A 20,108-nucleotide genomic window follows, 5' to 3' on the forward strand; every position below is an offset into this window, starting at 1 on the left:
GGGGAAGCGCGGAATGGAATTCGAGACGCTGGTACAGTCACGCAAAAGCGTGCGCGGGTTCAAGAAGCAGCCGGTGTCGCGGGCGACGGTCGAGGAGATCATCGAGGTGGCCAAGCGCGCGCCGTCCTCGATGAACACCCAGCCCTGGCACGTTCACGTCCTGACCGGGGCGCCGCTGGAGGAAGTGCGCCGCCGCAACATGGAAGAGATGGTCGCCGGCGCCAAGGTGAAGCGCGACATCGTCAGCCACGGCGAGTACCAGGGCGTGCATCGCGGCCGCCAGGTCGACATCGCCAAGAAGCTGTTCGGCGCGATGGGGATCGCCCGCGACGACAAGCCGATGCGGCAGGATTGGGTGCTGCGCGGCTTCCGCCAGTTCGACGCCCCGGTGTCGCTGGTCCTGACCTACGACCGGATCCTCGATCCGGGCGCGGTCTGCCATTTCGATCTCGGCGCGCTCTGCTACGGCATCGTGCTGGCAGCCTGGGATCGCGGCCTTGGCAGCGTGATCAACGGCCAGGGCATCATGCGCTCCGACATCGTGCGCGAGGTCGCCGACATCCCGGAAGACGAGGTGATCATGACCTGCGTCGCGATGGGCTATGCCGACGACGGCTTTGCCGCCAATGCGGTACGCTCCGACCGCGAGGCCAACAACGATTTTGTCCGCTACGTCGGCTTTGCCGATTAGCGCGGCGTCGTTCGCTTGCTCGGGGGCAACAACCTCGTGCGGCGCGATCGGCTGCGCGATGCACGGGCGTGTCCGGCGCATTTGCGTACGCACCGACCACGCCGCGGGATATTGAATTCCGCGCCGTGAAACCATCGCGCGAGCGTGAGCGCGGCTGCGCGTTTCCGCTATTCCCGCCGGTAAAAAATGCGCTACTGGTTTTTTGAAGCACAACAGCGCAGGCGAGGAATCTCAGATGAGCGACGATGAACAGACAGCCATGATCCGCGAAACCGTCGCGAGATTCGTCGATCGCGAACTGATCCCGCTTGAGCCGCACTATCTGAAATCGAAGCTGCCCGGCAGCGATCACCCCGAGCTCACGTCGGAACAGCGCAAGCGGCTGCGCGACGTTTCGAAGGAGCTCGGCCTCTGGGGCCTCGATGCGCCCGAGGATCTCGGTGGCCACGACCTGCCGACGCGCACGATGGCTGCGGTGCACGAAGAACTCGGCCGCAGCTGCGTGCCATTCGTGCTGCCGCCGGACTCGCCGAACCTGCGCATGCTGCAGGCGGTCGGTACCGACGCGCAGAAGAAGAAGTATCTGCAGCCCTATATCGAGGGTCGGATGGCCTCGGCGATCGCGATCTCCGAGCCCGGAGCCGGCGGCGATCCCGCGGGCATGAAGACGCGCGCGGTGCTCGAAGGCGAACAGTGGGTGCTCAACGGCCGCAAGATCTGGATCAGCAATGCGCGCGCCGCCGACTTCATCATCGTGATGGCGCGGGTCGGCAACGATCAGCGCCAGGGCGGCATCACCTCCTTCATCGTCGAGAAGGGCACGGCGGGCTTCATCATCGAGCGCGAGATTCCGATGGTCGGCGGCGGCTCGACCTACGAGATCGTGTTCGAGGACTGCCGCATCCCGAAGGACTCCGTGCTGGGCGAGGTCGGCAAGGGCTACGCGCCGATGCAGCTGCGGCTGCGCACGCGGCGGCTCGAGATGGGATCGACCTGCGTCGGCATCACCAAGCGTGCGCTCGACATGATGTGCGAGCACGCCAGGCAGCGCGAGACGTTCGGCGTCAAGCTCGCCGAGCGCCAGGCGATCCAGTGGTGGATCGCCGATATCTCCACGCGCATGCATGCGTGCCGGCTGATGGTGCGCGAGGCCGCCGACAAGACCGACCGCGGCGAGGACATCCGCCACGAGGCTTCGATGATCAAGGTGTTCGCAACCGAGATGGCCTATGACGCCTGCGACCACGCCATGCAGACGCTCGGCGCGCTCGGCGTGACGCTGGAATTGCCGCTCAACGCGCTGTGGCAGAAGGCGCGCCTGATGCGGGTCTACGAAGGCCCGAGCGAGGTGCATCGCCAGGCGATCGCCCGCCGCGTGCTCGGCCTGCGCGGCGGCTAGCAGGGCGCGCGGCCCTCAGGCAAACCCGTCATTGCGAGCGCAAGCGAAGCAATCCATCGTGCCGCAGTGGAGACATGGATTGCTTCGTCGCTGTCGCTCCTCGCAATGACGAGGAGAAAACCTGCCACGTGGTCACCACGTGCTTTCGGTTACGCCGCCCGCACGTCGGACAGGAAGCGATTGACCTGGCCGGCGAGGTCCTTGGACTGCGTCGAGAGCTGTTCGGCTGCGCCGAGCACCTGGTTCGCGGCGCCGCCGGTGTCGTCCGCGGCGCGCTGCACGCCGGAGATGTTGGAATTGACCTCCTGCGTGCCGCGCGCGGCTTCCTGAACACTGCGTGAGATCTCCTTGGTCGCCGAGCCCTGTTCCTCGATCGCAGCGGCGATCGCGGTGCCGATCTGGTCGATCTCGGTGATGACGTCGATGACGCTGCGGATCGCCGTCACGGTCTCGTCGCTCGCGGTCTGGATCGCGGTGATTTGCTCGGAGATCTCCGTGGTTGCCTTCGCGGTCTGGCCGGCCAGCGACTTCACCTCGGACGCGACCACGGCAAAGCCGCGGCCGGCCTCGCCGGCGCGGGCCGCCTCGATGGTGGCGTTGAGCGCCAGCAAATTGGTCTGTGCCGCGATGCTCTGGATCAGCGTCACGACGTCGCCGATCTTCTGCGCGCCCTCGGCCAGCGAGCGCGCGGTGTCGCCGGTGCGCCGGGCATGATCGACCGCGCGCGCGGCGATCTCGGTCGAGGTCGCGACCTGGCGGGCGATCTCCGAGATCGAGGAAGTCAGCTCCTCGGTGGCGCTCGCCACCGTCTGCACGTTGGTCGAGGTCTGATCGGACGCCGCTGCGACGACGGCGGCCTGGCGGTTGGTGGCGGCGGCGGTGTCCGACATCGATTGCGCCGTGTCCTCCATCACCGAGGACGCCGCGGACAATCCGCCGACCAACTCGGTGACCTTGGCTTCGAAGGTGCGGGTCAGGTCGTCGAGCACGCGGGCGCGGCGCATCTTGACGTCGTTCTCGGCTTCCTTCTCGGCAGCGAGGCGATCGGCTTCGATCTTGTTGTCCTTGAACACCTGCACGGCGGCGGCCATGGCGCCGATCTCATCCTTGCGCGCGGCGCCCGGGATCGTCTCGGCAACTTCGCCCGCGGCAAGACGCGACATCCGGCCGGTGAGGGCCGCGATCGGGTTGAGGATGCGGCGGCGGACCATGACGATCAGGCCGGCGCTGACGGCAACGACCGCGAGCAGCCCGATCAGCGCCACCACGAAGCTGAAGCGCGCCGACGAATAGGCGCCCGCAAGGCCTTGCTCGGCATTCTCGTAGAATGCGTCGCGCACGGTGATGATGGAGGCGAGCCCGATCTGGGACTCGGCATAGTAGGTCTCGACGTCCTGCTCATACTTGCCGGAGATCGCGCCTTCCTTGGCGAGCTTCAGGGCCTTGCCGAAACGCTCGACATAGTCGGCCTGCATCTTGCCCAGCGCCGTCAGGACCTTGGCTGATGTCGCCGGATTGTTGCGCAACTCCTGCAGCGTCGAGAGGATCTGCTCGGTGCGGCCGGTGCTGCGGAACAGCTCCAGCTTCTCCTGTTCGGTCGCGACACGCTTGGCGCCGACCAGCGCCTTGTGCAGGCTGGCATTGAGGCCGCCGGTGTCGCGCAGCGTCCAGGCGACATTGGCGTAGCTGGCCTGGCGGTAGGCGTTGCCGTCAAGGCCGGCGAGGCGGCGCACCTGCTCGTCGAGCAGCACGGTGACGCCGGCGTTGAAGACGGAGTTGTCGGCGACAATCTTGGTTGCCGCCGGACGGCGGGCGTCGAGCGGACCTGCGATCGCTTTCTCGATCGCGTCGCGGAGCGCGGCGAACTTGGCCTTCAGCGCATCGATCGCGCTCGCAACCGCTTCGCCGTCGTCGAGCGAGCCGGGCAGCGTGGCGCGGACCTGATTGACCTTGGCGAGCGCGCCGTCGGTCAGCTTGCGCAGTTTGTCGAGATCGGCGATCTGCTTCTGGTCGATCGCGCCGGTACTGAACAAGAGGTTGGTGGACATGCCGCGCTCGGAATTCATGTAGCGCGGGATGTCGCCGACGGCGCGGACGATTTCGAGCCGGCTTTGCGCGGTCGAGACCTTGTCCATGGTCTGGTACTTGGTCACCGCGACATAGGCCGCCAGTCCGCCGCCGACCGCGGACAATGAGACGATCGCGGCCGTCAGGAGAGTACCGATTTTCATGGGATGCGCGCCATTCTTGACGAGAGGGGGGAGGCCTCAACCGTAGCGGGCGTGCATTAAGCTTGGGTTTATGATGCGGGAGCCGCCGCAACGGTCCTAGCAGTTTGGTCCGAAAGTCGAAGGCGCCGCATCGCCCGGCCGCGTGGGGCGGCGGGGCGTGACACGTCAGTGCTCGTCGTCGTCAGCGCCCTTGGCCGCAGGGCGGTGCTGCGTGGCGCCGTTCGAGCCCGCTTCGCCGCAGGGGAGCTGGTTCCAGGTGCCATCGGCGGCCTGCTGATAGGCCTGGCAGCCGGACGAGGTGGTGGTGGTCGTGGATTTTTCGTCGGCCTTCTGCCGCTCGGTACTCTTCGCCAGCGCAGGCGTGGCAACGGCAGCGACGGCTGCGAGCGAGCCTGCGAAGGCCAGCTTTGCGATCCGCATGTCGGTTCCTCCTTCTCGAAGCGAAAACATATCCAGAAAACAAATCTGGCGATTTTTGGCCACGGCGAAGGGCCTGCGACGAATTGCTTAATGCCGGCGAAGCGAGCCGGAATGCCGGTTAACACTTGCGCGCGCCGCGCCGCAGGACGCTGTTGCCGCACCGTGCTAGGATCGGCTTGTCATGACCCACCGCATTCTCGTGTTCTACGGCTCCTATCGCTCGGATCGCATGGGCATCCGGCTGGCACACTTCGTCGTCGACGGCCTTCGCGCCCGCGGCGACGATGTCGAGTTGATCGATGCCAAGGAGGTCGGCCTGCCGATGCTCGACCGGATGTACAAGGAACATCCCAAGGGGCAGGCACCGGCCGTGCTCGAAACGCTCGCCGGAAAAATCCGCGACGCCGACGGCTTCCTGTTCGTCACCGGCGAATATAATTGGGGCATCCAGCCCGGGCTGAAGAACCTGACTGACCATTTCCTCGAGGAATGGTTCTGGCGTCCCGCGGCGATCGCAAGCTATTCGGCCGGGCGGTTCGCCGGCGTGCGCGCCGCGACCGCCTGGCACGGCACGCTGTCCGAGATGGGCATGGTGGTGGTATCGAGCACGATCGGTGCGGGGCCGATCGCGCAGACGCTGTCGGCCGAGGGCAAGCCGATCGGCGAAGGCGGCAAGGCGCTCGAACGCGCCTTTCCGCGCTTTGCCGAGGATTTTTCCTGGTGGATCGAAGCCGCCAAGGCACAGCGGGCGCGCAAGGCGCCGCCATACTGAGCGCAGGTCTGCCAATCCCGGGAGTTTCGCGATCATGAGCCTCTTCACATCGCCGTTCGATCCCGCGCGGGAGACAGCCCTGGTGACCGGCGCGGGCAACGGAATCGGCCGCGCCATCGCGCAGGCCCTGGTCGGCGAAGGTGTGCGGACGGTGTTTGCCGATCTGCATGAGGACAGGGTTCTGGCGGCGATCAAGGCCGCGCCGCGTCCCGAACTCGCGGTCGGCTGGGTCGGCGATCTCGCGCAGCGCGCGGCGTGCGACGCCCTGCTGGCGCATGCGCAAGCCTCGCTCGGACAGGTGACCCATTTCGTCCACAGTGCTTCGCCGCCGCGCCGCGAAGCCGATCATGCGATGGCCGTCGACGAAGAGACCTGGCGGCAGATGCATGCGGTCAATCTCGATGCCGGCTTTCATTTGTCGCGCGAACTGGCGCGCAGGCTGATCGCAGCGAAGATGCCGGGCTCGTTCCTGCTGCTCACCTCGCTGCATGCCGGCACGCCGCGCAACCTGCCGCACTACTCGACCACGAAGGCCGGCATGGCGATGCTGGTGAAGGAGCTTGCCAAGAGCTGGGGCCGCTATGGCATCCGCGTCAATGCGCTGGTGCCCGGCGCGATCGCGGCCGGCGGCTTCGTCGCCGATCCCGCGCTGGCAAAGCATATTCCGCTCGGACGGCTTGGCCAGGCGGACGATCTCGCGCCGATGGCGCTTGCCGTGCTCTCGCACAAGCTCTCCGGTTACGTCACCGGGGCGTCGATCGTGGTCGATGGCGGCCTGTCGCTGACCAACTGGTTCGCGCCGCCGGAGCTCGATTGAGGATTCTTGTCTGACGCGTTTTCTTCACGCGAACCGGTGCCCATCCCGCATCAAGTGCGGGACAGGCTTCGCTCGAAAACGCTTTCTATTCCTTCGTCCTGATGTAACCCGCAAGCCGCGTCTTCTGGTCCTGGCACCAGGTCGTCATGCTGCCGGCGCGGCGCTGATCGAGGTCGGTGGTCTGGGTTGCGATCGCGACTTCCGTCATCAGGTCGTCGGCCTGCTTCTCGCCCATCTTGCCGCCGGTATGCATGAAGGCGATCGCCTTGCGCACCTTCTCGGTGGTGCCGTCGGGCAGATGCATGTCCTGCGCCCGCTGCACGAGGTCCTGATAAACCAGATCGGTGCCGGGGCACTCGACCTTGGCGGCAAAGGCCTGCAGCACCATCGTGACATAGGCCGCGCGCGGATCGGCATGGGCAGGGGTTGCTGCGACAATCAGGCCGCCGATCAGCAGGGCGTAACGCATGAATTTCCTCCGGAGGTTTTGGACGTTTTTTTTGAAGCTAGCGTCCAAGGGAACCGAGTGCAACCGCCAGGACACACTCACGGAAAGAACCGATCAAACGGACGTGTTCCAACCTGCGCTGCCACGATTTGAGCACGATTTCGGCAGCATGTGGCACAAGTTGACGCAGGGGAGAATGATCGTGTCAAAGTTGGGGCTTGCTGCGGTGCTGGTGGGATCGCTTGCGCTTGGCGGCTGCATGCAGGCGACACTGTCGCCGGCGACGGATGTCGCGATGACGTCGCGCGATCGGCAATTGCTGGCGCATCCGCCCTATGCGGATGCCAAGATCCCGCAGCAGTTCCAGCGGCACATTGTCGAGTACACCCGTCGGGAGCAGCCGGGCTCGATCCTGGTCGATACCGACGCGCGCTACCTCTATTACGTGCTGCCCGGCGGCAAGGCGATCCGTTACGGCGTCGCCGTCGGCGAGGAGGCGATGGCCTTCTCCGGCGTCGCCACGGTCGGCCGCCTGGCCGAATGGCCGGATTGGGTTCCGACCCAGGATATCCAGGAGCGGCTCGGGCCGTATCCGAAGCGTGTCGCCGGTGGACCGGCCAATCCGCTCGGCGCCCGCGGCATCTACCTCTACCAGGGCAACAAGGACACGCTGTATCGCATCCATGGCACCAACCAGCCCGAATATATCGGTCAGGCGATCTCGTCGGGCTGCATTCGCATGACCAATGGCGACGTGATCGACCTTTATCAGCGGGTCAAGCCGGGCGCGACCGTGGTCGTGCTGCCGCCGGGACAGAGCGCGTAATTCGAATACGAAGTGTATTGCGGCCGATCGCGTCATCGCGATCGGCCGCACGCTTTTTTTTTACCGGTCAGTCAGGCTTCAGCGCAGCGGCATCGGCGGCCGAACCACCGGCCCGCCATCATCCGCATCAACAACCGAGGACTGCTGCTGCACCGGCCGCGGTGCCGCAACCGCCTGTGGCGCGGCGGCGGGAGCCGGCAGCGGCGCTGCTGATGCGGGCGGTGGAGGCGGCGGGATATAGGCCTGCGCCGGTCGGCGCACCGGCGGCGGCGCAACGGCGGCATGCGGCGCCGCCTGTGGCGTGACCGCGGCGCGTGGGCGCGGCGGAGCGACCGGCCGCGGCTCGACGGCCCTGGTCTCGGTCGTCTTCGCGACGCGCTGTGCCAACTGATCCTGGCCGGCCTTGAGCTGATCGATGCTGGTCTTCAACTGCTCGATCTGCTGTCCCATCGACGCGAGATCGCGCGCCATCGATTGCAGCAATTGCGTCTGGTCGGGTGCCGCTGCGGCTGGTGCCGCCGCGGTAGCGGGCGCAACCGGCGCTCCTGCGGCAGCCGGCGCCGCGGCAGGGGCGGGCGCCGGCGCGGCCGTGGCGGGCACGGCCGTAGCGACGTCCTGTGGCGGAGTGGCCGGTGCAGCTTCAGCTGCCGCCTGATCGGTTGTGGCCGCCGGTGCTGGCGGCGCACTCGCCTGATCCGAGGCGGAGGCTGCTTTGCCTGGGATCAGCGAAGTCAGTGCAGCGATCTGAGGCGCCCACTCGGCGGCGATCTGCTTGGCGCGATCGCCGTAGTGCTGCCACGCCGCGGTGCCCATGGCGCCAGCGATCGCGAAGCAGAACCAGAAGGCGCGGATCGCCCATTTGCTGGTGGGGCGCGGCGCGCGGTCCAATCTGATGTCGTCCAGTCGGCCGTCATGGCTTGGCGCGCTATAGGCCGGCTCGGCCGCCACTGACATTGGCGTGACCGGCGGCACCGAGGCGACGGCCGCGACCGGGGGTGTGGACGTAGGCGCGAGGCTCGAGCCGAAATAGGGCTCGCGCTGCCCCGGCGCTGCCCTTCCGGCAGGCGCTGCGGCGTTGTCCGGGCGTACCGGAGCGAAGCTCGGTTCGATCGCGAAAATATCGTGTGGATCTGCGTCTTTCAGTGTCGATTGCATGGCGGTCCCCGTTTCATTCCAAGGTCAACCGCAAATGGGCGGCCGGCAAATTTACGCTCTGTATTGACCCCTGACCCTGTCCCCACGACTCCAGTCCGGTTTGACCAAAGCAAGGCGAGAGGGTGGAGAGGTTGGGGAGTTTGGGGAACCGAAACCCGGGGGCGAGGGGGCGTGGCCATCCACGGCCCGAGTGCGGCGCTTCAAGCCGGCATTTCCGGGTGAAGCGTCCGGGTTGTGTGGCGCATCCACCACATCCGAGGGGAAATCGCATCGCGTGCGGCAGGTCTGACCGCGCTCCGCCACCGTTCCGCCCCGATTGGATTCGGCTGATAGGCCGTTGGATTTTCGGCTTGGGCTGGGGGCGCAAGTTGGGGGTGCAACATGTCACGCGACGATGCAGTCAACTCGTACGTCGGCGTCAAATGCAGCGCGCATGGTGCTGCGGCCCCGATCCCGTTTGCGCATGCCCGAAAGCCGCTCCGGCTGCTTGCCGTGATGATCGGCGCGGCGTCGCTCGCGGCGTGCGCGCAGTCCTCCGTCGTCAGCCAGCGCTCGCAGGCGCTCGCGAGCCGGCCAGCATCGATCGAACCGACGCGGGCTGCGTCATCTGCGACACGCACACGTGTCGCCACGGCGCGCAAGCATACGCCGTATGCCTCGCGCAGAACCGGCCACACCAAGATTGCGTCGCAGGGCGTCGCGAGCTTCTACAGCGAGGAGCAGCCGACCGCGAGCGGCGAGAAGTTCGACGGGCGCGAACTGACCGCCGCGCATCCGACATTGCCATTCGGCACCAGGCTGCGCGTGACCGACGTCAAGAGCGGTCGTTCGGTCACCGTGCGCGTCAATGACCGCGGACCCTACGTCCCCGGGCGCATCGTCGACGTCTCTCATTCTGCGGCGCAATCGCTCGGCATGATTGGCAAGGGCATCACGAATGTCAGGCTCGACGTGGTGCAGTGAATCGCGCTGCACGGGCGAGGTCCGGGATTTTTGCCAGCTGGATCGGGAAAAAGTCCCGGCGCTGCGCGCGCTTTAATCCTGTTGTCCGAACGACGGCGGCAAATAGAATTGTTGCCGCTACTTCCCCGCGCTCTCCATTTCCAGGCGCGTGGATTTCTACCCAATGAACCTTCCCCGCCTTGGTGTCCCTCCAGGGCGGGGTTTTTCTTGTGGCCGCCATGCGCGCCGCATGCGTTGACAGGGCGAGCCGGCGCCATAACCTCCGTCCTGCTTTGGAGGGCGGCCATGCCAAACAACAATCAAGAAACTGACGGCTTCGCACGCTCGAGGACGGCAGAGGCACGCACCGGATCGAGGTCGGCCTCGATGCGCCGCGCGAGGGCACCGCGACGATGACCGGCAACAAGGTGCATCACGAGTACCAGCCCGACGTGATGCGCGTGGTCGCGAGCGGCAGCTGGCGCGACCTGCGCACGTTCGTGATGACCTGGACCTGCGTGGAATCGGCGTTTCGCGACACCGTGACCTGCACCTTCGAGGGGCCGCAGACGCGATTCGCGCGCAGCGTCAACTCATTGGCGCTGGATATGCCGACCTTGATGGGAAAGCTCGCATAGGCGCGACCGAACGTTGCGCGCTGGCGGATCCTGCGCCGGCGGTTCCACCAAATTGTCACAGTCCCAGCGAAATCCGGCCCAAAGCCGCTGCCAACAAACGCCGGATGGAGCAAGTCGGCGAGGGACAAGCGTTGGCCTACAAGATGATCGCAGAACGCGAGAACGAAACGGTCAGGATCGAGCGCGAGAGCACCTTCATCATCATCGCCAAGGCCAAGGTCTGGGCGAGCGAAGGGTGGCAGGTGGTCATCACCGACAAGGACGGGAAATCATACCCGCCCGAGGAGTTCGACAAGCTGCTCGCGGCTTGACGCCAAAGTGCGATGAGTTCGGATTGAAGCTTCATCGCGCTTTAGCTCTTCAGTTAGAGCATGATCTCTTCGGAAAGCCGCTTCGCACTTTTCCGGATCATGCTTTAGCGTTGCGCTGACACCAGCAGCATCATCGGCCGTTCGAGCTCGTCGGCCAGTTCGGGCGCGGCCTTGATCTGCTCCCGCGTCGGGCAGAACTCCTCGACATGGCGCAGCGTGAAGCCGGCGGCGATCAACGCGTTGAGCGTGGTGCCGATGGTGCGGTGATATTTCAGCACGCCCTTCACATACCAGTCGGTCCGGCGTTCGCCTTCAATGAAATAGCGGTTGACCGGCCAGGTCTTGCGGCCCGCTTCGTCCTGCCCCCAGTCCGGATGGGCCGCCGCCATGTAGACCGGATGCTCGACGGTGAAGACCAGATGCCCCTCCGGGACCAGCGCGCGATACAGCATACGCGCCAAGCGATCGAAATCCCTGATGTAGTGGAAGGCGAGAGCGGAGTAGGCGAGATCGAATGTCGATTTCGGCAGCTCCAGCGTCTCGAGGTCGGCGATCTCGTAGGTGATCGCCGCATCCTGCGTCATGGCGGTGGCGCGGCCGATCATGTTCTGCGAGAGGTCGATGCCGAGCACGTCGGAGGCGCCTTGCTCGCGCATCCAGCGCGACATCCAGCCGAAGCCGCAGCCGAGATCGACCACGCGCTTGCCCGCGACATCGGGCAGCATGGCGCGGATCGCCGGCCATTCCGGCGCGCCGAGCAGTCCGCGGACCTGCCGCGGCAACTGGCTGTAGCCGGCGAAGAAGCCGGGATCGTCATAGATGTTCTGCGCCATGGCTCTTTCTGTAACCGCCGCCGCACCGTGTGGGAACCGCTGATTGTGTCGTGCCCGGCGCGCTGCTGGAACCAGACGCGGCGCTCAGTGGTTTCTGATGTCAGCAGTCGACAGCCGAGGAGAGCGCCATGTTAGCCGAGATGCAAATCCACACCATCGCGCGGCAGATGCTGTTGAAGCACGGTCCGGAGGCGATCGCCCAGGCCGCGCAGAACGCCGTGGCCTGCGAGAGCAAGGGCGAGACCGACGACGCGCGCGACTGGCGCCATATCGAGGACGCGCTGAAGATGATGCGCGGACCGCATCAGAGCTGACGGCGGGCAGGCCAGACGACCCCACCGTCGCGCAACGACACAGGGACCGCGCGAGCGCGGTCGCCGCAGATCTAACCGGCCGACGCTAGCCCGCCCGGCGCCACCGCGGCACGGGATCGAGCGGCGTGCGATAGAGCTCGCGCCGGTCGATGTCGGTGACGCGCACGGCGCAGCCGCGCGCCTTCAGCTCCGGCTTGACCTGCGACAACTCGTTGGCGAGCTGGTCGGCGCGGTCGGAGGCGAGGCTGATGTCTTCGAGGATGATGGTTCCTTGATTGCGGAACTCGTCCCCCACCACGAGATCGAAGGTGTAGTACGGCATTCCGAAGTCTCCGTTTCGGTTTGCATCACAGGGTAACACTGAGTCGAGCATTCCCTAAGATGCGTGGCGCACAATCGGCGTGCGATCGGCGCAAAAACGATGTGCAGCGCATCAAGCACGACGAACGAACCAAGCCACGCCGCACGGCGAAGGAGTCTTTTGAACCAGCTCACCGCCATGCCGTTAAGATTTGATTAAAACAGTCGTCGCAAGCTCAGGACCAAGTGGAATCGCAGCGGAACCGGACTCCGGGAACCGGCAGCTGCAGGAGAAGGCCGGTGGCGTAACGCCCGCCGGCCTTTTCTCGTTGTGGATGCCGCGAAGCTAGTCGCGCAGGGCAGCCTGCCGCCGGGCGCGGCATTTCGGGCCGGGTCCGCGCATGTAATACAGTTCGGGACGATAGGGATTGATGATGCCATCGATCAGCGTGACGCAGCGCGCGACGAGGCGGGCGAGGTGGCGCCGCAACGGCTGCAGGGCAAGTTCCATCGAATTCATGGCATGCCCTCAGTGCAGCTCGCCGAGGATGGCGGTGAACGGCAGCTCGAAGATCTCGGTTCCGATGTCGTCGGTGACGTGGACCGCCCAGTTGCGCCAGTCCTCCACGCTCGGTGTCATGACAAAGCTGCGCGCCAGTTGCTCCGCATACACGCGCGCCTCCGCCAGATCCATCGCGGCGCCGGTGCGATCCAGGATGACGTGCTTGTCGTCGGAGCAGTGAAAGAAAACTGCGGACATTCTTCCGATTCCCATGCCGAAGCGATTCTCGCGCGCTGCAATAGCAGCGCGCGCGGGCACTGAGAATCCGGGTGATCCCCCATCGGTAAACTACGGGGAATCCAGACGATTTGAATCACGCGGCCGTGATCAGCCCGACGTCAGAAGATCGGCTCGCCGATCGCAACCTCGCTGCGCGGGCCGAGCACGATCACCTCGCCGCTGGCGTCCTTGGCGCCGAGGATCAGGAGTTCCGAGGTGAAACCCGCGATGTTCTTCGGCCCGAGATTGCAGATGCACACGACCAGCGAGCCGACCAGCGCCGCCGGCTCGTAATTCGTGATCTGCGCGCTCGACCACATGATCCGCCCGGCGCCGACGTCGACGCCGACCTTGTAAGACGGATTGCGGGCGCGCGGAAACGGCTGCACCTCGACGACCTTGCCGATCCGGATATCGAGGCGGGCGAAGTCGTCGTAGCTGGCCTGCGGCTTGAGCGGAGACATCAGCGCTCCTGGAACGCAAGGCGGACGCCGAGCGCGATATAGATCGTGCCGACCACGCGGCCCTGCCACTGCCCGATGCGGCGATGCCGCCTGATCCACGGGCTGATCTGGCCGGCGGCGAGCGCCAGCAGCGAGGTGTAGACCGCGCTCATGACGACGAAGATCAGGCCGAGGGTCGCGAACTGCGCCACCGCCGAGCCGTGGCCGGGGTGCACGAACTGCGGCAGGAAGGCGAGGAAGAACAGCGCGGTCTTCGGATTGAGCATTTCCGCCCAGATCGCCTGCCGGAACGCGCGGCGCGGATCGACCGGCTGCGCCGCCGGCAAATCCAGGTCGTCGTTCTTCTCGAACAGGGCCCGGACGCCGAGCACGATCAGGTAGATCACGCCGGCATATTTTACGACGGAGAACGCCAGCGCCGAGGTCATCAGCACGGCCGAGAGGCCGAATGTCGCCATCGCGGTGTGGACGAGATCGCCGAGCGCGATACCGAACCCGGTCGCGACGCCGACGCGCGCTCCGCCGGTGACCGAGCGCGCGAGCACCAGCAGCACCGCCGGCCCGGGGATCAGGAACAGGCCGAGCACGACGGCGGCGTAGGTGAGGAGGGTGGTGATGTCGATCATGAAGACCTGTCTCGGATGTCAGGATGCGGCGATGGTAACCGCCGCGAAGCGTGGCTTCGGATCAAGCATCACGCCGGCGCTTTCGACAATGCGCATTTCCTCGGTTCCGCTCTGCGCGGTGCGCTCCAGCACGCCGTAGATGCCTGACGCAGCGTGGCTGAGCGCATCCGGCGTCGCAAGGCCGCGCGCGCGGGCGGCGACGAACAGCGCGGCGAACAGGTCTCCGGTGCCGGACGGGCTGATCGGAATCCGTGGCGTGCGCACGCACCAGGCGCAAGTCTTGTCGGATTGAGTGCGCTCGATCGCCAGCGTCTCGATCTCGCTGTGCGGCGTGCCGGCCAGCTCGGCGCTGGTGATGACGACGGTCGCAGGTCCCTGCGCCATCAGCGCGCTCGCCTGCGCGACGACGTCATCGATCGTCGTCACGCGCGCGCCGCAGAGGAATTCGAACTCGAAATGGTTGGGCGTGATGATGTCGGCGAGCGGGCAGAGCTGGTCGCGCACCAGCGGCGGAATGTCCGATCGCACGAACATGCCGCGGTCGCGGTCGCCGAGCACGGGATCGCAGCAATAGAGCAGGGCCGGGTTCGTCGCCTTCGCGCGCTCGACGAAGTCGGCCACGTCCATCGCGATGTCGGCCGAGCCGAGATAGCCCGACAGGATCAGCCGCGCGGCCTCGACCGCGCCGCGCTCCTCGATGCCGCGCAGCAGGTCAGCGACCAGCTGCACGTCGAGCACCCGGCCGCGGATGGTCGGATAGCCCGGCCGATTGCTGAGCAGCGTGGTCGGCACGGCGACGACATCGATGCCGTGCAGCTGGATCGGAAAGCTGGCGGCGCTGTTGCCGACATGGCCCCAGGCGACCTGTGACTGGATTGAGATGACCGTCATCTTGTGCGCATCACCCGAACAGTGCGGCGTAGATGACGTAGAGCCAGCCCAGGATACCGTGGATGATGGCCCACAGGATCGAATGGTTCTTGGTGTAAGAGATCGCGATCGCCAGCGCCGAGCCGAACCCCACGCCGTATTTCGCGCCCTCGACGCGGACGCCATAATATCGATTGCCGTTCATGGGGAATCCTTCCAGCGGGAGGGCGTGAGCGTGAAGGCAGCGTAACCTGCTAGTTGCCGTCAGTTCAACGGCGGATTGGAATTCCGCGGCATTGCTAAGCTCGATCATTCCCGGGCAAAGCCTTCGCCTCTGCTGCCGGCACGACGGTGATGGAGTCGGTGCGCGCATCTTTCTCCATTCGCCGGGACGACATCGAATGTGTGGTTCGCTGCGAGTCATATATCCGCATTCTCGCGACATGTTTTGTCTGATCGCACCCAGGGCCGCGAGCAAAGGGCAGTAAGCGGAATATTTTCTTATTCTGATATCGACAGGTTTTGCTGAGTTGCCCGTCGGGCTGTTTTGTCGCAGGCGGCGGAGCCCGGTTTGATTTGCGGGTTCGCGTCGGGACTCGTCTGTCACGCTGCGATCAAGCGATCGTGTCGGATCGACGTGGAAGAAGATGCGCGGGTGGACTGTCCTGCATCCAAACGCTTGCCTCATGGCGTCGGAATAAGACGGCAGAGCAATCGATCATGATGTGAGCGCGAACCGATCGGCGGGCGGCGAACAATGTGCCGGCGTGCCGAATCCAACAGGAGCAACTGATGTCCAGGATCAACCAGGTTGCGGCCGCGCTGACCGCGCTCGCCATGCTGACGGGGTCGGCCATGGCACACGAAGTGCCGGCGGCGGGCCCATCCGCGTTCGCGAAGATCCATGCCGCCGCCGGCCGCTGGAGCGGCGGTCCGCCGCGCATGGCAGTCCCGCATTTCGGCGAGTCCGAGGCGCTGCCTCGCGACCAGCCCGGCGGCGTCTGCGATCACGGCGACAATGCCATGATCTGCTGAGCCGGATCGTGCATGGCGGTGATCTCCGGCGAAAGTTGCGCTAGCCTTGCTGGGTCGTCTCCCTCCAGCTCGCGAGCGCCGCCGCCATGCACATCCTCCGTCCCCAGTTTCGCATCGAGCAAGACCGCGCGCTCGCCTTTGCGGCGGCGCGCGGCTTCGGCGCCATCGTCGCCGCCGATGCACGAGGCCCGCGCGCGTCCCACGTGCCGTTCGTGATCGAGCGGCGCGACGATCGCGTGATCGTGCAGATCCATCTCACCGCGAAGAATCCGCTGGTCGAGCTCGCTGACGGTGTCAGGCGCTTCCTCCTGATCGTCTCCGGCGATGACGCCTACATCTCGAACGACTGGTATGTCTCACCCGACAACGTTTCGACCTGGCTCTACGAGGCGGTGCATTTGTCCGGCGTCGCGCATCTGCGCGATCACGGCGAGAACCGCGGCCATGGCGACGCGCTGCTCGCGGTCTCCGAGGCGCGGTTGCAAAAGCAGCCCTGGGACCTGACGCAGATGGAGCCCGGCAAGCGCGAAGCGATGCTGGCGGGGATCAGGGTGATCGACATCGTCGTCGACGAGATCGAGGGCCAGTCAAAGCTCAACCAGCACAAGAGCGATGCGGACTATGTCGCGCTGGTCAATCGCCTTGCGCGGGCGCAGGAGACGGCGAGCCAAAGGCTGGCGGAGAAGATGCGCGCGTTGCGGCCGGAGCTTGGATACGACGTTGGACGGCACGGACGGGTCAGCTCCGTGTAACCCGGCGCTGTCTCAAGGCGGCAGAGAGCGGATTACGCTTGCGCTAATTCGCTCCACAGAGCCGATCGGCATTGGGTCCGCAAACCTGTTGTTAAGAATCGCTCCGCGCTGATTTGTTCGATTCCGATTCGTTCTTTGCGAACAAAATGGAGTCGAATGGGGAACATGTGGTGCGTGATCCATGTAGCCCGCATGAGCGAAGCGATATGCGGGGCCCGATCACGTATTCTTGGAGCGGTCCCGGATGTCGCTTCGCTCATCCGGGCTACGCAGTCATGTGGCGGAGAGCGCCAGGAAGCTCACGACCTCGCTGTTGAATCGATCCGCCTGCTCAATATTGAGGATATGAACGCCGGGCAGCAGAACGAGCTTGGCATCGGTGATTGTCGCGGCGATATCAGCGCTATGACGGGCCCGCGTGACGGTGTCGCTCTCGCCGCCGATCACCAGGGTCGGCGCCGCAATCAGCGAGATGACGCGGCGGAGATCGACGTCGCGCAGTGCGGCGTAACATCCGGCGAGACCGCGCGGCGGTGTGGTCAGCACCATGTTGCGGAATTCGTCGACGATCTCGTTCGGCGCGGCCAGCATCGCCGCCGGAAACCAGTTGCGCATGAAGCCGTCCGCGATTCCATTCATGTCCTTGGCCGCGAGCACCGCGCGGATCTGCTCGTCGAACGGCAGTTCGGACGCCAGATAGGACGAGGTGTTCGAGAGGATCAGGCGGTTGATGCGGTCAGGCGCGAAGATGCCGAGCCATTGCCCGACGAAGCCGCCGAGCGACAGGCCGAGGAAATGCGCGCGATCGATGCCGAGGGCGTCGAGCAGTTCGACCACGTCGCGGCCGAGCCGGTCGATCGAGTAGGCGCCCACCGGTGCGTCCGACCCGCCGTGACCGCGGGTTTCGTAGCGGAGCACCCGAAACGACCGGCTGAGGGCCGGCATCGAACGATCCCACATGTGCAGATTGGTGGCGATCGAGTTCGACAGCGCGAGCACCGGCCGATCGTCGAGGCCGTCGATACGGTACGCAATCCGGCAGCCATCCGCCGTGGTGAAGTGTCGATCGCTGCTCATCTCGTCAATCCCTTGTGCTGGTGAAAGCCGGCAGGCTTCGCGTCGAACCAGGCTAGGACTCGCACCTCCGAAGAAAAATTACTAAGATTGATCAATCTCTGTAGGTTTTATGGATAATGGATCGGATCAAGCTGCACGATTTGCGCTGCTTTGACGCTGTCGCGACCAAGGGAAGCTTTCAGGCCGCCGGCACGGCGCTGAACCGGTCGCACCCGTCGGTGTTTGCGGCGGTCGCCCGGCTCGAGCAGCAGCTCGGCCTCACGCTGTTCGATCGCAGCGGATACCGTATCGGGCTGACGGACGCCGGCCGGACGTTTCACGCACGCGCGCAGGTGACGCTGCGCGAGCTCGATCTGCTGCAGAGCTATGCGGAGCAGCTTGCCGGCGGAGAAGAGGTCGTCCTGCGCGTCGTCATCGGCGACCTGTGCCCGCGGCCGCTGGTGCTGCAGATGCTCTCGGCGTTCTTTGCCCGCTATCCCAACACGCGCCTGCACCTGGAATATGAGGCAGTCGGCGGGCCGCTCGAGCGCCTGATCGATGATGACGCCGATCTGGTGTTTCATCGCGCGGAACTGTCCGATCCGCGCTTCGAACAGATCAAGCTCTCGAGCACGACCATGGTGCCGGTCGTCGCTCCCGGCTTTCTGCCGTTTGCGTGGACGAAGCGGATCACGCCGGAGCAGATGCGCCCCTTCACGCAGTGCGTCATCCGCGACACGGCGCAGCGAGCGTCGTCGGAAAACTTTTTCCTGATCGAAGGTGCGCACCAGTGTAGCGTGCCGGACCAGATGATGAAGAAGGAACTGATCCTGCATCGTCTCGCCTGGGGCCATCTGCCCGCATGGCTGATCGAGGATGAACTGCGGGACGGCAGGCTGATCAGCATCGCCGGACCGAATTTTCCGGGCCGCGAGGAAAATCTTGCGGCAGTCCGCCATCGCCAGCATTCGCACGGACCGGTCGCCGAAGCGCTCTGGCTTCACCTCAAGAGCTGGCGGCTTGCGCAGCGTGCGGGGCGGGCGACCCGACCGGACCGCGCAAGGCGCGGCCGATAATGGGCGCGGAGTAACCCGACGCAGTGATGTCGTCGATGGATGTCCGATTACGCTTGCGCTCATCCGCCATACAAAGTGCCGCGGTATAGAGCGCGCAAACGTCTTGTTAAGAATCGTTTTGCGTCGATTTTTCGATTCCGATTCGTTCCTCGCGAACAAACTGGAGTCGGATCGGGAACGTGGCCGTGGTGCGACTCGTCGATCGATCAGTGATGCGGGAGAACGCAGTGTGCCTGAGATGCGCCGCGGTGTTGCACGCCGAGAGCAATAATCCCATCATGATACAACATCGATTGTTCGGATGCGGTCGATGTATGTGCGTTGTTAACATCTGGATCGCGCCGATTTTCCTGATTCCGATTCGTTCTTCGCGAACAAACTGGAGTCGGATCGCGAACGCGATCGTTGTGCGGCCCACGGGAGCAAGGTGCAGTTTGTGCCATAGCTTGCGCGACGATGCGGAGAGTTCGGCGCCGATCGCGCGAGGTTGCGAGGAACTATCGTGGAAATTGTAGTGAATCGTTGCCACGCGGCAACATCAAGAAACTATTTCAGGTAGCAATTCATCACGCCGCAATTATGTGACTGAATATTTCATCCCCAAGCGCTAGCGTGCAGTGGGGCTGATTTGTGGAGACCGCGGATGGATGCACCGCGAACTCGTTCGGCCTTGATTCCATCAACGATGCCAACCGAAGCCTCGGTAGGATCCAACCGACAGCACGCATGTTCCGCTCCGACGGAGCGATACTGGCAGACGCGAGTTCGTCCCTTCTTATTGGGGACCGCGGCGTCGCTCGTTTCCGGCAACGTCGCGGTCGCCGCGGACCGAATCCATCTGGGCTTCGACGGCTATCGCTCCGCGACCAATGACTATTGCATCAATGCGAGCAGCGTGCAGGGCGATCCGCAGACTGGATTCATGTGGCGCTTCAGCAAGAGCGGAACGCTTACCGGAGGACCTACCTTCCTCGATCTGCGAACGGACACTGCAACCGAGGTGTTTCCGCCATCGTTCGACGATCATGAGAAGTTCAGGGCCTGGGGCAGCGTCCTAGCACTACTTTGGCAGATTGTTGATTTTGCCGCGTTTTATAGGATTCCCGAATCAATTTTTCAATGATTCATGGGTGGTCGGCTCTGGGAGGGCTGACCATGCCCGGATGGGAAGACGAACTCGAACGCTGGCTGATGCCGTTCTTGGACCGGCTGGGTCATAAGACCCGGCAGCGGATGTGTCCTCTGTATGTTGCGGGATTGATCGGTCCGGGCGATCGCAAGAGCGTTCAGCCGATGGCGGAACGCCTTGCCACGAGCAACTACGACCAGTTGCACCATTTCATTGCGGACG

27 protein-coding genes are annotated in these 20,108 nt (G+C 65.0%); 14 read left to right on the forward strand and 13 right to left on the reverse strand.

Going from position 1 to position 20,108, the window contains the following annotated elements:
- The first annotated feature begins 13 nt into the window (after nucleotides 1-13).
- Nucleotides 14-691, forward strand: a complete 678-nt coding sequence (locus J6525_RS29160; RefSeq protein WP_225647216.1) for a nitroreductase — start codon at nucleotides 14-16, stop codon at nucleotides 689-691.
- Between the two features lie 235 nt (nucleotides 692-926).
- Nucleotides 927-2,090, forward strand: coding sequence for an acyl-CoA dehydrogenase family protein (locus J6525_RS29165; protein ID WP_092086311.1), 1,164 nt, complete (start codon nucleotides 927-929; stop codon nucleotides 2,088-2,090).
- 149 nt (nucleotides 2,091-2,239) lie between these two features.
- Here the strand turns inward: J6525_RS29165 and J6525_RS29170 are convergent, their stop codons facing one another.
- Both J6525_RS29170 and J6525_RS29175 read right to left on the reverse strand, forming a co-directional pair.
- A complete protein-coding gene (locus J6525_RS29170; RefSeq protein WP_225647217.1) occupies nucleotides 2,240-4,321 on the reverse strand; it encodes a methyl-accepting chemotaxis protein in 2,082 nt (693 codons plus the stop codon).
- Nucleotides 4,322-4,486: 165 nt separating this feature from the next.
- Nucleotides 4,487-4,741 carry a hypothetical protein gene (locus tag J6525_RS29175; protein ID WP_092086305.1) on the reverse strand — a complete coding sequence of 85 codons (255 nt, stop codon included), beginning with the start codon at nucleotides 4,739-4,741 and terminating at the stop codon, nucleotides 4,487-4,489.
- 181 nt (nucleotides 4,742-4,922) lie between these two features.
- Here J6525_RS29175 and J6525_RS29180 point away from each other — a divergent pair, with 181 nt between their 5' ends.
- On the forward strand, nucleotides 4,923-5,513 hold the full coding sequence (locus tag J6525_RS29180; RefSeq protein ID WP_225163040.1) for an NADPH-dependent FMN reductase: 591 nt from the start codon (nucleotides 4,923-4,925) through the stop codon (nucleotides 5,511-5,513).
- A 34-nt stretch (nucleotides 5,514-5,547) separates the two neighbouring features.
- Entirely contained in the window at nucleotides 5,548-6,330 is a 783-nt protein-coding gene (locus J6525_RS29185) for an SDR family NAD(P)-dependent oxidoreductase (protein ID WP_225647218.1), read from the forward strand.
- Between the two features lie 85 nt (nucleotides 6,331-6,415).
- Here the strand turns inward: J6525_RS29185 and J6525_RS29190 are convergent, their stop codons facing one another.
- Nucleotides 6,416-6,799 carry a hypothetical protein gene (locus tag J6525_RS29190; protein ID WP_016843931.1) on the reverse strand — a complete coding sequence of 128 codons (384 nt, stop codon included), beginning with the start codon at nucleotides 6,797-6,799 and terminating at the stop codon, nucleotides 6,416-6,418.
- 175 nt (nucleotides 6,800-6,974) lie between these two features.
- Here J6525_RS29190 and J6525_RS29195 point away from each other — a divergent pair, with 175 nt between their 5' ends.
- Nucleotides 6,975-7,604, forward strand: a complete 630-nt coding sequence (locus tag J6525_RS29195) for a L,D-transpeptidase (protein WP_016843930.1) — start codon at nucleotides 6,975-6,977, stop codon at nucleotides 7,602-7,604.
- A 78-nt stretch (nucleotides 7,605-7,682) separates the two neighbouring features.
- On the opposite strand, the gene J6525_RS29200 is transcribed toward J6525_RS29195, so the two are convergent.
- Nucleotides 7,683-8,759: a hypothetical protein gene (locus tag J6525_RS29200; protein ID WP_176937049.1), complete on the reverse strand. Its 1,077-nt coding sequence runs from the start codon at nucleotides 8,757-8,759 to the stop codon at nucleotides 7,683-7,685.
- 381 nt (nucleotides 8,760-9,140) lie between these two features.
- Here J6525_RS29200 and J6525_RS29205 point away from each other — a divergent pair, with 381 nt between their 5' ends.
- From J6525_RS29205 to J6525_RS29215, 3 genes are all read left to right on the forward strand, one after another.
- Nucleotides 9,141-9,722: a septal ring lytic transglycosylase RlpA family protein gene (locus tag J6525_RS29205; protein WP_092086293.1), complete on the forward strand. Its 582-nt coding sequence runs from the start codon at nucleotides 9,141-9,143 to the stop codon at nucleotides 9,720-9,722.
- A gap of 392 nt (nucleotides 9,723-10,114) precedes the next feature.
- Nucleotides 10,115-10,339: a hypothetical protein gene (locus J6525_RS29210; protein ID WP_225647219.1), complete on the forward strand. Its 225-nt coding sequence runs from the start codon at nucleotides 10,115-10,117 to the stop codon at nucleotides 10,337-10,339.
- 131 nt (nucleotides 10,340-10,470) lie between these two features.
- On the forward strand, nucleotides 10,471-10,650 hold the full coding sequence (locus J6525_RS29215; protein WP_092113623.1) for a hypothetical protein: 180 nt from the start codon (nucleotides 10,471-10,473) through the stop codon (nucleotides 10,648-10,650).
- 104 nt (nucleotides 10,651-10,754) lie between these two features.
- On the opposite strand, the gene J6525_RS29220 is transcribed toward J6525_RS29215, so the two are convergent.
- The gene (locus J6525_RS29220; protein ID WP_225647220.1) at nucleotides 10,755-11,483 is read right to left on the reverse strand and encodes a class I SAM-dependent methyltransferase; all 729 of its coding nucleotides are present in this window, start codon (nucleotides 11,481-11,483) and stop codon (nucleotides 10,755-10,757) included.
- Between the two features lie 128 nt (nucleotides 11,484-11,611).
- On the opposite strand from J6525_RS29220, the gene J6525_RS29225 reads away from it, so the two are divergent.
- Nucleotides 11,612-11,797, forward strand: a complete 186-nt coding sequence (locus J6525_RS29225) for a hypothetical protein (RefSeq protein ID WP_016840754.1) — start codon at nucleotides 11,612-11,614, stop codon at nucleotides 11,795-11,797.
- A gap of 85 nt (nucleotides 11,798-11,882) precedes the next feature.
- On the opposite strand, the gene J6525_RS29230 is transcribed toward J6525_RS29225, so the two are convergent.
- The 7 genes from J6525_RS29230 to J6525_RS29260 form a co-directional block, all read right to left on the reverse strand.
- Nucleotides 11,883-12,119 carry a hypothetical protein gene (locus tag J6525_RS29230; RefSeq protein WP_016840755.1) on the reverse strand — a complete coding sequence of 79 codons (237 nt, stop codon included), beginning with the start codon at nucleotides 12,117-12,119 and terminating at the stop codon, nucleotides 11,883-11,885.
- A gap of 324 nt (nucleotides 12,120-12,443) precedes the next feature.
- Nucleotides 12,444-12,617, reverse strand: coding sequence for a hypothetical protein (locus J6525_RS29235; protein WP_225647221.1), 174 nt, complete (start codon nucleotides 12,615-12,617; stop codon nucleotides 12,444-12,446).
- 9 nt (nucleotides 12,618-12,626) lie between these two features.
- A complete protein-coding gene (locus J6525_RS29240) occupies nucleotides 12,627-12,857 on the reverse strand; it encodes a DUF6894 family protein (protein ID WP_028332292.1) in 231 nt (76 codons plus the stop codon).
- A 140-nt stretch (nucleotides 12,858-12,997) separates the two neighbouring features.
- The gene (locus J6525_RS29245; RefSeq protein WP_057019951.1) at nucleotides 12,998-13,342 is read right to left on the reverse strand and encodes a tRNA-binding protein; all 345 of its coding nucleotides are present in this window, start codon (nucleotides 13,340-13,342) and stop codon (nucleotides 12,998-13,000) included.
- Complete coding sequence (locus tag J6525_RS29250; protein WP_137482703.1) at nucleotides 13,342-13,968, reverse strand: LysE family translocator; 627 nt, start codon at nucleotides 13,966-13,968, stop codon at nucleotides 13,342-13,344. Before J6525_RS29250 ends, J6525_RS29245 begins: the two co-directional genes overlap by 1 nt.
- 18 nt (nucleotides 13,969-13,986) lie before the next feature.
- Nucleotides 13,987-14,859, reverse strand: a complete 873-nt coding sequence (gene pdxY, locus J6525_RS29255; protein ID WP_225647222.1) for a pyridoxal kinase PdxY — start codon at nucleotides 14,857-14,859, stop codon at nucleotides 13,987-13,989.
- Between the two features lie 10 nt (nucleotides 14,860-14,869).
- Nucleotides 14,870-15,043 (reverse strand): hypothetical protein, encoded by a 174-nt coding sequence (locus J6525_RS29260; protein ID WP_016840760.1) that lies wholly within the window; start codon nucleotides 15,041-15,043, stop codon nucleotides 14,870-14,872.
- Between the two features lie 587 nt (nucleotides 15,044-15,630).
- Between J6525_RS29260 and J6525_RS29265 the strand changes: the two genes are divergently transcribed.
- Nucleotides 15,631-15,873: a hypothetical protein gene (locus tag J6525_RS29265; RefSeq protein WP_225647223.1), complete on the forward strand. Its 243-nt coding sequence runs from the start codon at nucleotides 15,631-15,633 to the stop codon at nucleotides 15,871-15,873.
- Between the two features lie 86 nt (nucleotides 15,874-15,959).
- A complete protein-coding gene (locus tag J6525_RS29270) occupies nucleotides 15,960-16,625 on the forward strand; it encodes an FMN-binding negative transcriptional regulator (RefSeq protein ID WP_225647224.1) in 666 nt (221 codons plus the stop codon).
- Between the two features lie 273 nt (nucleotides 16,626-16,898).
- Here J6525_RS29270 and J6525_RS29275 read toward each other — a convergent pair whose 3' ends face one another.
- Complete coding sequence (locus tag J6525_RS29275) at nucleotides 16,899-17,702, reverse strand: alpha/beta fold hydrolase (RefSeq protein WP_225647225.1); 804 nt, start codon at nucleotides 17,700-17,702, stop codon at nucleotides 16,899-16,901.
- A gap of 116 nt (nucleotides 17,703-17,818) precedes the next feature.
- Here J6525_RS29275 and J6525_RS29280 point away from each other — a divergent pair, with 116 nt between their 5' ends.
- From J6525_RS29280 to J6525_RS29290, 3 genes are all read left to right on the forward strand, one after another.
- Complete coding sequence (locus J6525_RS29280) at nucleotides 17,819-18,757, forward strand: LysR family transcriptional regulator (protein ID WP_225647226.1); 939 nt, start codon at nucleotides 17,819-17,821, stop codon at nucleotides 18,755-18,757.
- A gap of 643 nt (nucleotides 18,758-19,400) precedes the next feature.
- A complete protein-coding gene (locus J6525_RS29285) occupies nucleotides 19,401-19,880 on the forward strand; it encodes a hypothetical protein (protein ID WP_225647227.1) in 480 nt (159 codons plus the stop codon).
- Nucleotides 19,877-20,108: transposase (locus tag J6525_RS29290; protein WP_196237461.1), on the forward strand; the 232-nt coding region annotated here is incomplete at its 3' end. The genes J6525_RS29285 and J6525_RS29290, both read left to right, overlap by 4 nt.

The sequence above is a fragment of the Bradyrhizobium australafricanum genome (assembly GCF_020329495.1).
Classification (GTDB): Bacteria; Pseudomonadota; Alphaproteobacteria; order Rhizobiales; family Xanthobacteraceae; genus Bradyrhizobium; species Bradyrhizobium australafricanum.

What these genes read in the sequence shown, in the direction of transcription:
- J6525_RS29160 (WP_225647216.1), top strand. Translation starts at nt 14, where the DNA reads ATGGAATTCGAGACGCTGGTACAGTCACGCAAAAGCGTGCGCGGGTTC.
- J6525_RS29165 (WP_092086311.1), top strand. Translation starts at nt 927, where the DNA reads ATGAGCGACGATGAACAGACAGCCATGATCCGCGAAACCGTCGCGAGA.
- J6525_RS29170 (WP_225647217.1), bottom strand. Translation starts at nt 4,321, where the DNA reads ATGAAAATCGGTACTCTCCTGACGGCCGCGATCGTCTCATTGTCCGCG.
- J6525_RS29175 (WP_092086305.1), bottom strand. Translation starts at nt 4,741, where the DNA reads ATGCGGATCGCAAAGCTGGCCTTCGCAGGCTCGCTCGCAGCCGTCGCT.
- J6525_RS29180 (WP_225163040.1), top strand. Translation starts at nt 4,923, where the DNA reads ATGACCCACCGCATTCTCGTGTTCTACGGCTCCTATCGCTCGGATCGC.
- J6525_RS29185 (WP_225647218.1), top strand. Translation starts at nt 5,548, where the DNA reads ATGAGCCTCTTCACATCGCCGTTCGATCCCGCGCGGGAGACAGCCCTG.
- J6525_RS29190 (WP_016843931.1), bottom strand. Translation starts at nt 6,799, where the DNA reads ATGCGTTACGCCCTGCTGATCGGCGGCCTGATTGTCGCAGCAACCCCT.
- J6525_RS29195 (WP_016843930.1), top strand. Translation starts at nt 6,975, where the DNA reads ATGATCGTGTCAAAGTTGGGGCTTGCTGCGGTGCTGGTGGGATCGCTT.
- J6525_RS29200 (WP_176937049.1), bottom strand. Translation starts at nt 8,759, where the DNA reads ATGCAATCGACACTGAAAGACGCAGATCCACACGATATTTTCGCGATC.
- J6525_RS29205 (WP_092086293.1), top strand. Translation starts at nt 9,141, where the DNA reads ATGTCACGCGACGATGCAGTCAACTCGTACGTCGGCGTCAAATGCAGC.
- J6525_RS29210 (WP_225647219.1), top strand. Translation starts at nt 10,115, where the DNA reads ATGACCGGCAACAAGGTGCATCACGAGTACCAGCCCGACGTGATGCGC.
- J6525_RS29220 (WP_225647220.1), bottom strand. Translation starts at nt 11,483, where the DNA reads ATGGCGCAGAACATCTATGACGATCCCGGCTTCTTCGCCGGCTACAGC.
- J6525_RS29225 (WP_016840754.1), top strand. Translation starts at nt 11,612, where the DNA reads ATGTTAGCCGAGATGCAAATCCACACCATCGCGCGGCAGATGCTGTTG.
- J6525_RS29230 (WP_016840755.1), bottom strand. Translation starts at nt 12,119, where the DNA reads ATGCCGTACTACACCTTCGATCTCGTGGTGGGGGACGAGTTCCGCAAT.
- J6525_RS29235 (WP_225647221.1), bottom strand. Translation starts at nt 12,617, where the DNA reads ATGAATTCGATGGAACTTGCCCTGCAGCCGTTGCGGCGCCACCTCGCC.
- J6525_RS29240 (WP_028332292.1), bottom strand. Translation starts at nt 12,857, where the DNA reads ATGTCCGCAGTTTTCTTTCACTGCTCCGACGACAAGCACGTCATCCTG.
- J6525_RS29245 (WP_057019951.1), bottom strand. Translation starts at nt 13,342, where the DNA reads ATGTCTCCGCTCAAGCCGCAGGCCAGCTACGACGACTTCGCCCGCCTC.
- J6525_RS29250 (WP_137482703.1), bottom strand. Translation starts at nt 13,968, where the DNA reads ATGATCGACATCACCACCCTCCTCACCTACGCCGCCGTCGTGCTCGGC.
- pdxY (WP_225647222.1), bottom strand. Translation starts at nt 14,859, where the DNA reads ATGACGGTCATCTCAATCCAGTCACAGGTCGCCTGGGGCCATGTCGGC.
- J6525_RS29260 (WP_016840760.1), bottom strand. Translation starts at nt 15,043, where the DNA reads ATGAACGGCAATCGATATTATGGCGTCCGCGTCGAGGGCGCGAAATAC.
- J6525_RS29265 (WP_225647223.1), top strand. Translation starts at nt 15,631, where the DNA reads ATGTCCAGGATCAACCAGGTTGCGGCCGCGCTGACCGCGCTCGCCATG.
- J6525_RS29270 (WP_225647224.1), top strand. Translation starts at nt 15,960, where the DNA reads ATGCACATCCTCCGTCCCCAGTTTCGCATCGAGCAAGACCGCGCGCTC.
- J6525_RS29275 (WP_225647225.1), bottom strand. Translation starts at nt 17,702, where the DNA reads ATGAGCAGCGATCGACACTTCACCACGGCGGATGGCTGCCGGATTGCG.
- J6525_RS29280 (WP_225647226.1), top strand. Translation starts at nt 17,819, where the DNA reads ATGGATCGGATCAAGCTGCACGATTTGCGCTGCTTTGACGCTGTCGCG.
- J6525_RS29285 (WP_225647227.1), top strand. Translation starts at nt 19,401, where the DNA reads ATGGATGCACCGCGAACTCGTTCGGCCTTGATTCCATCAACGATGCCA.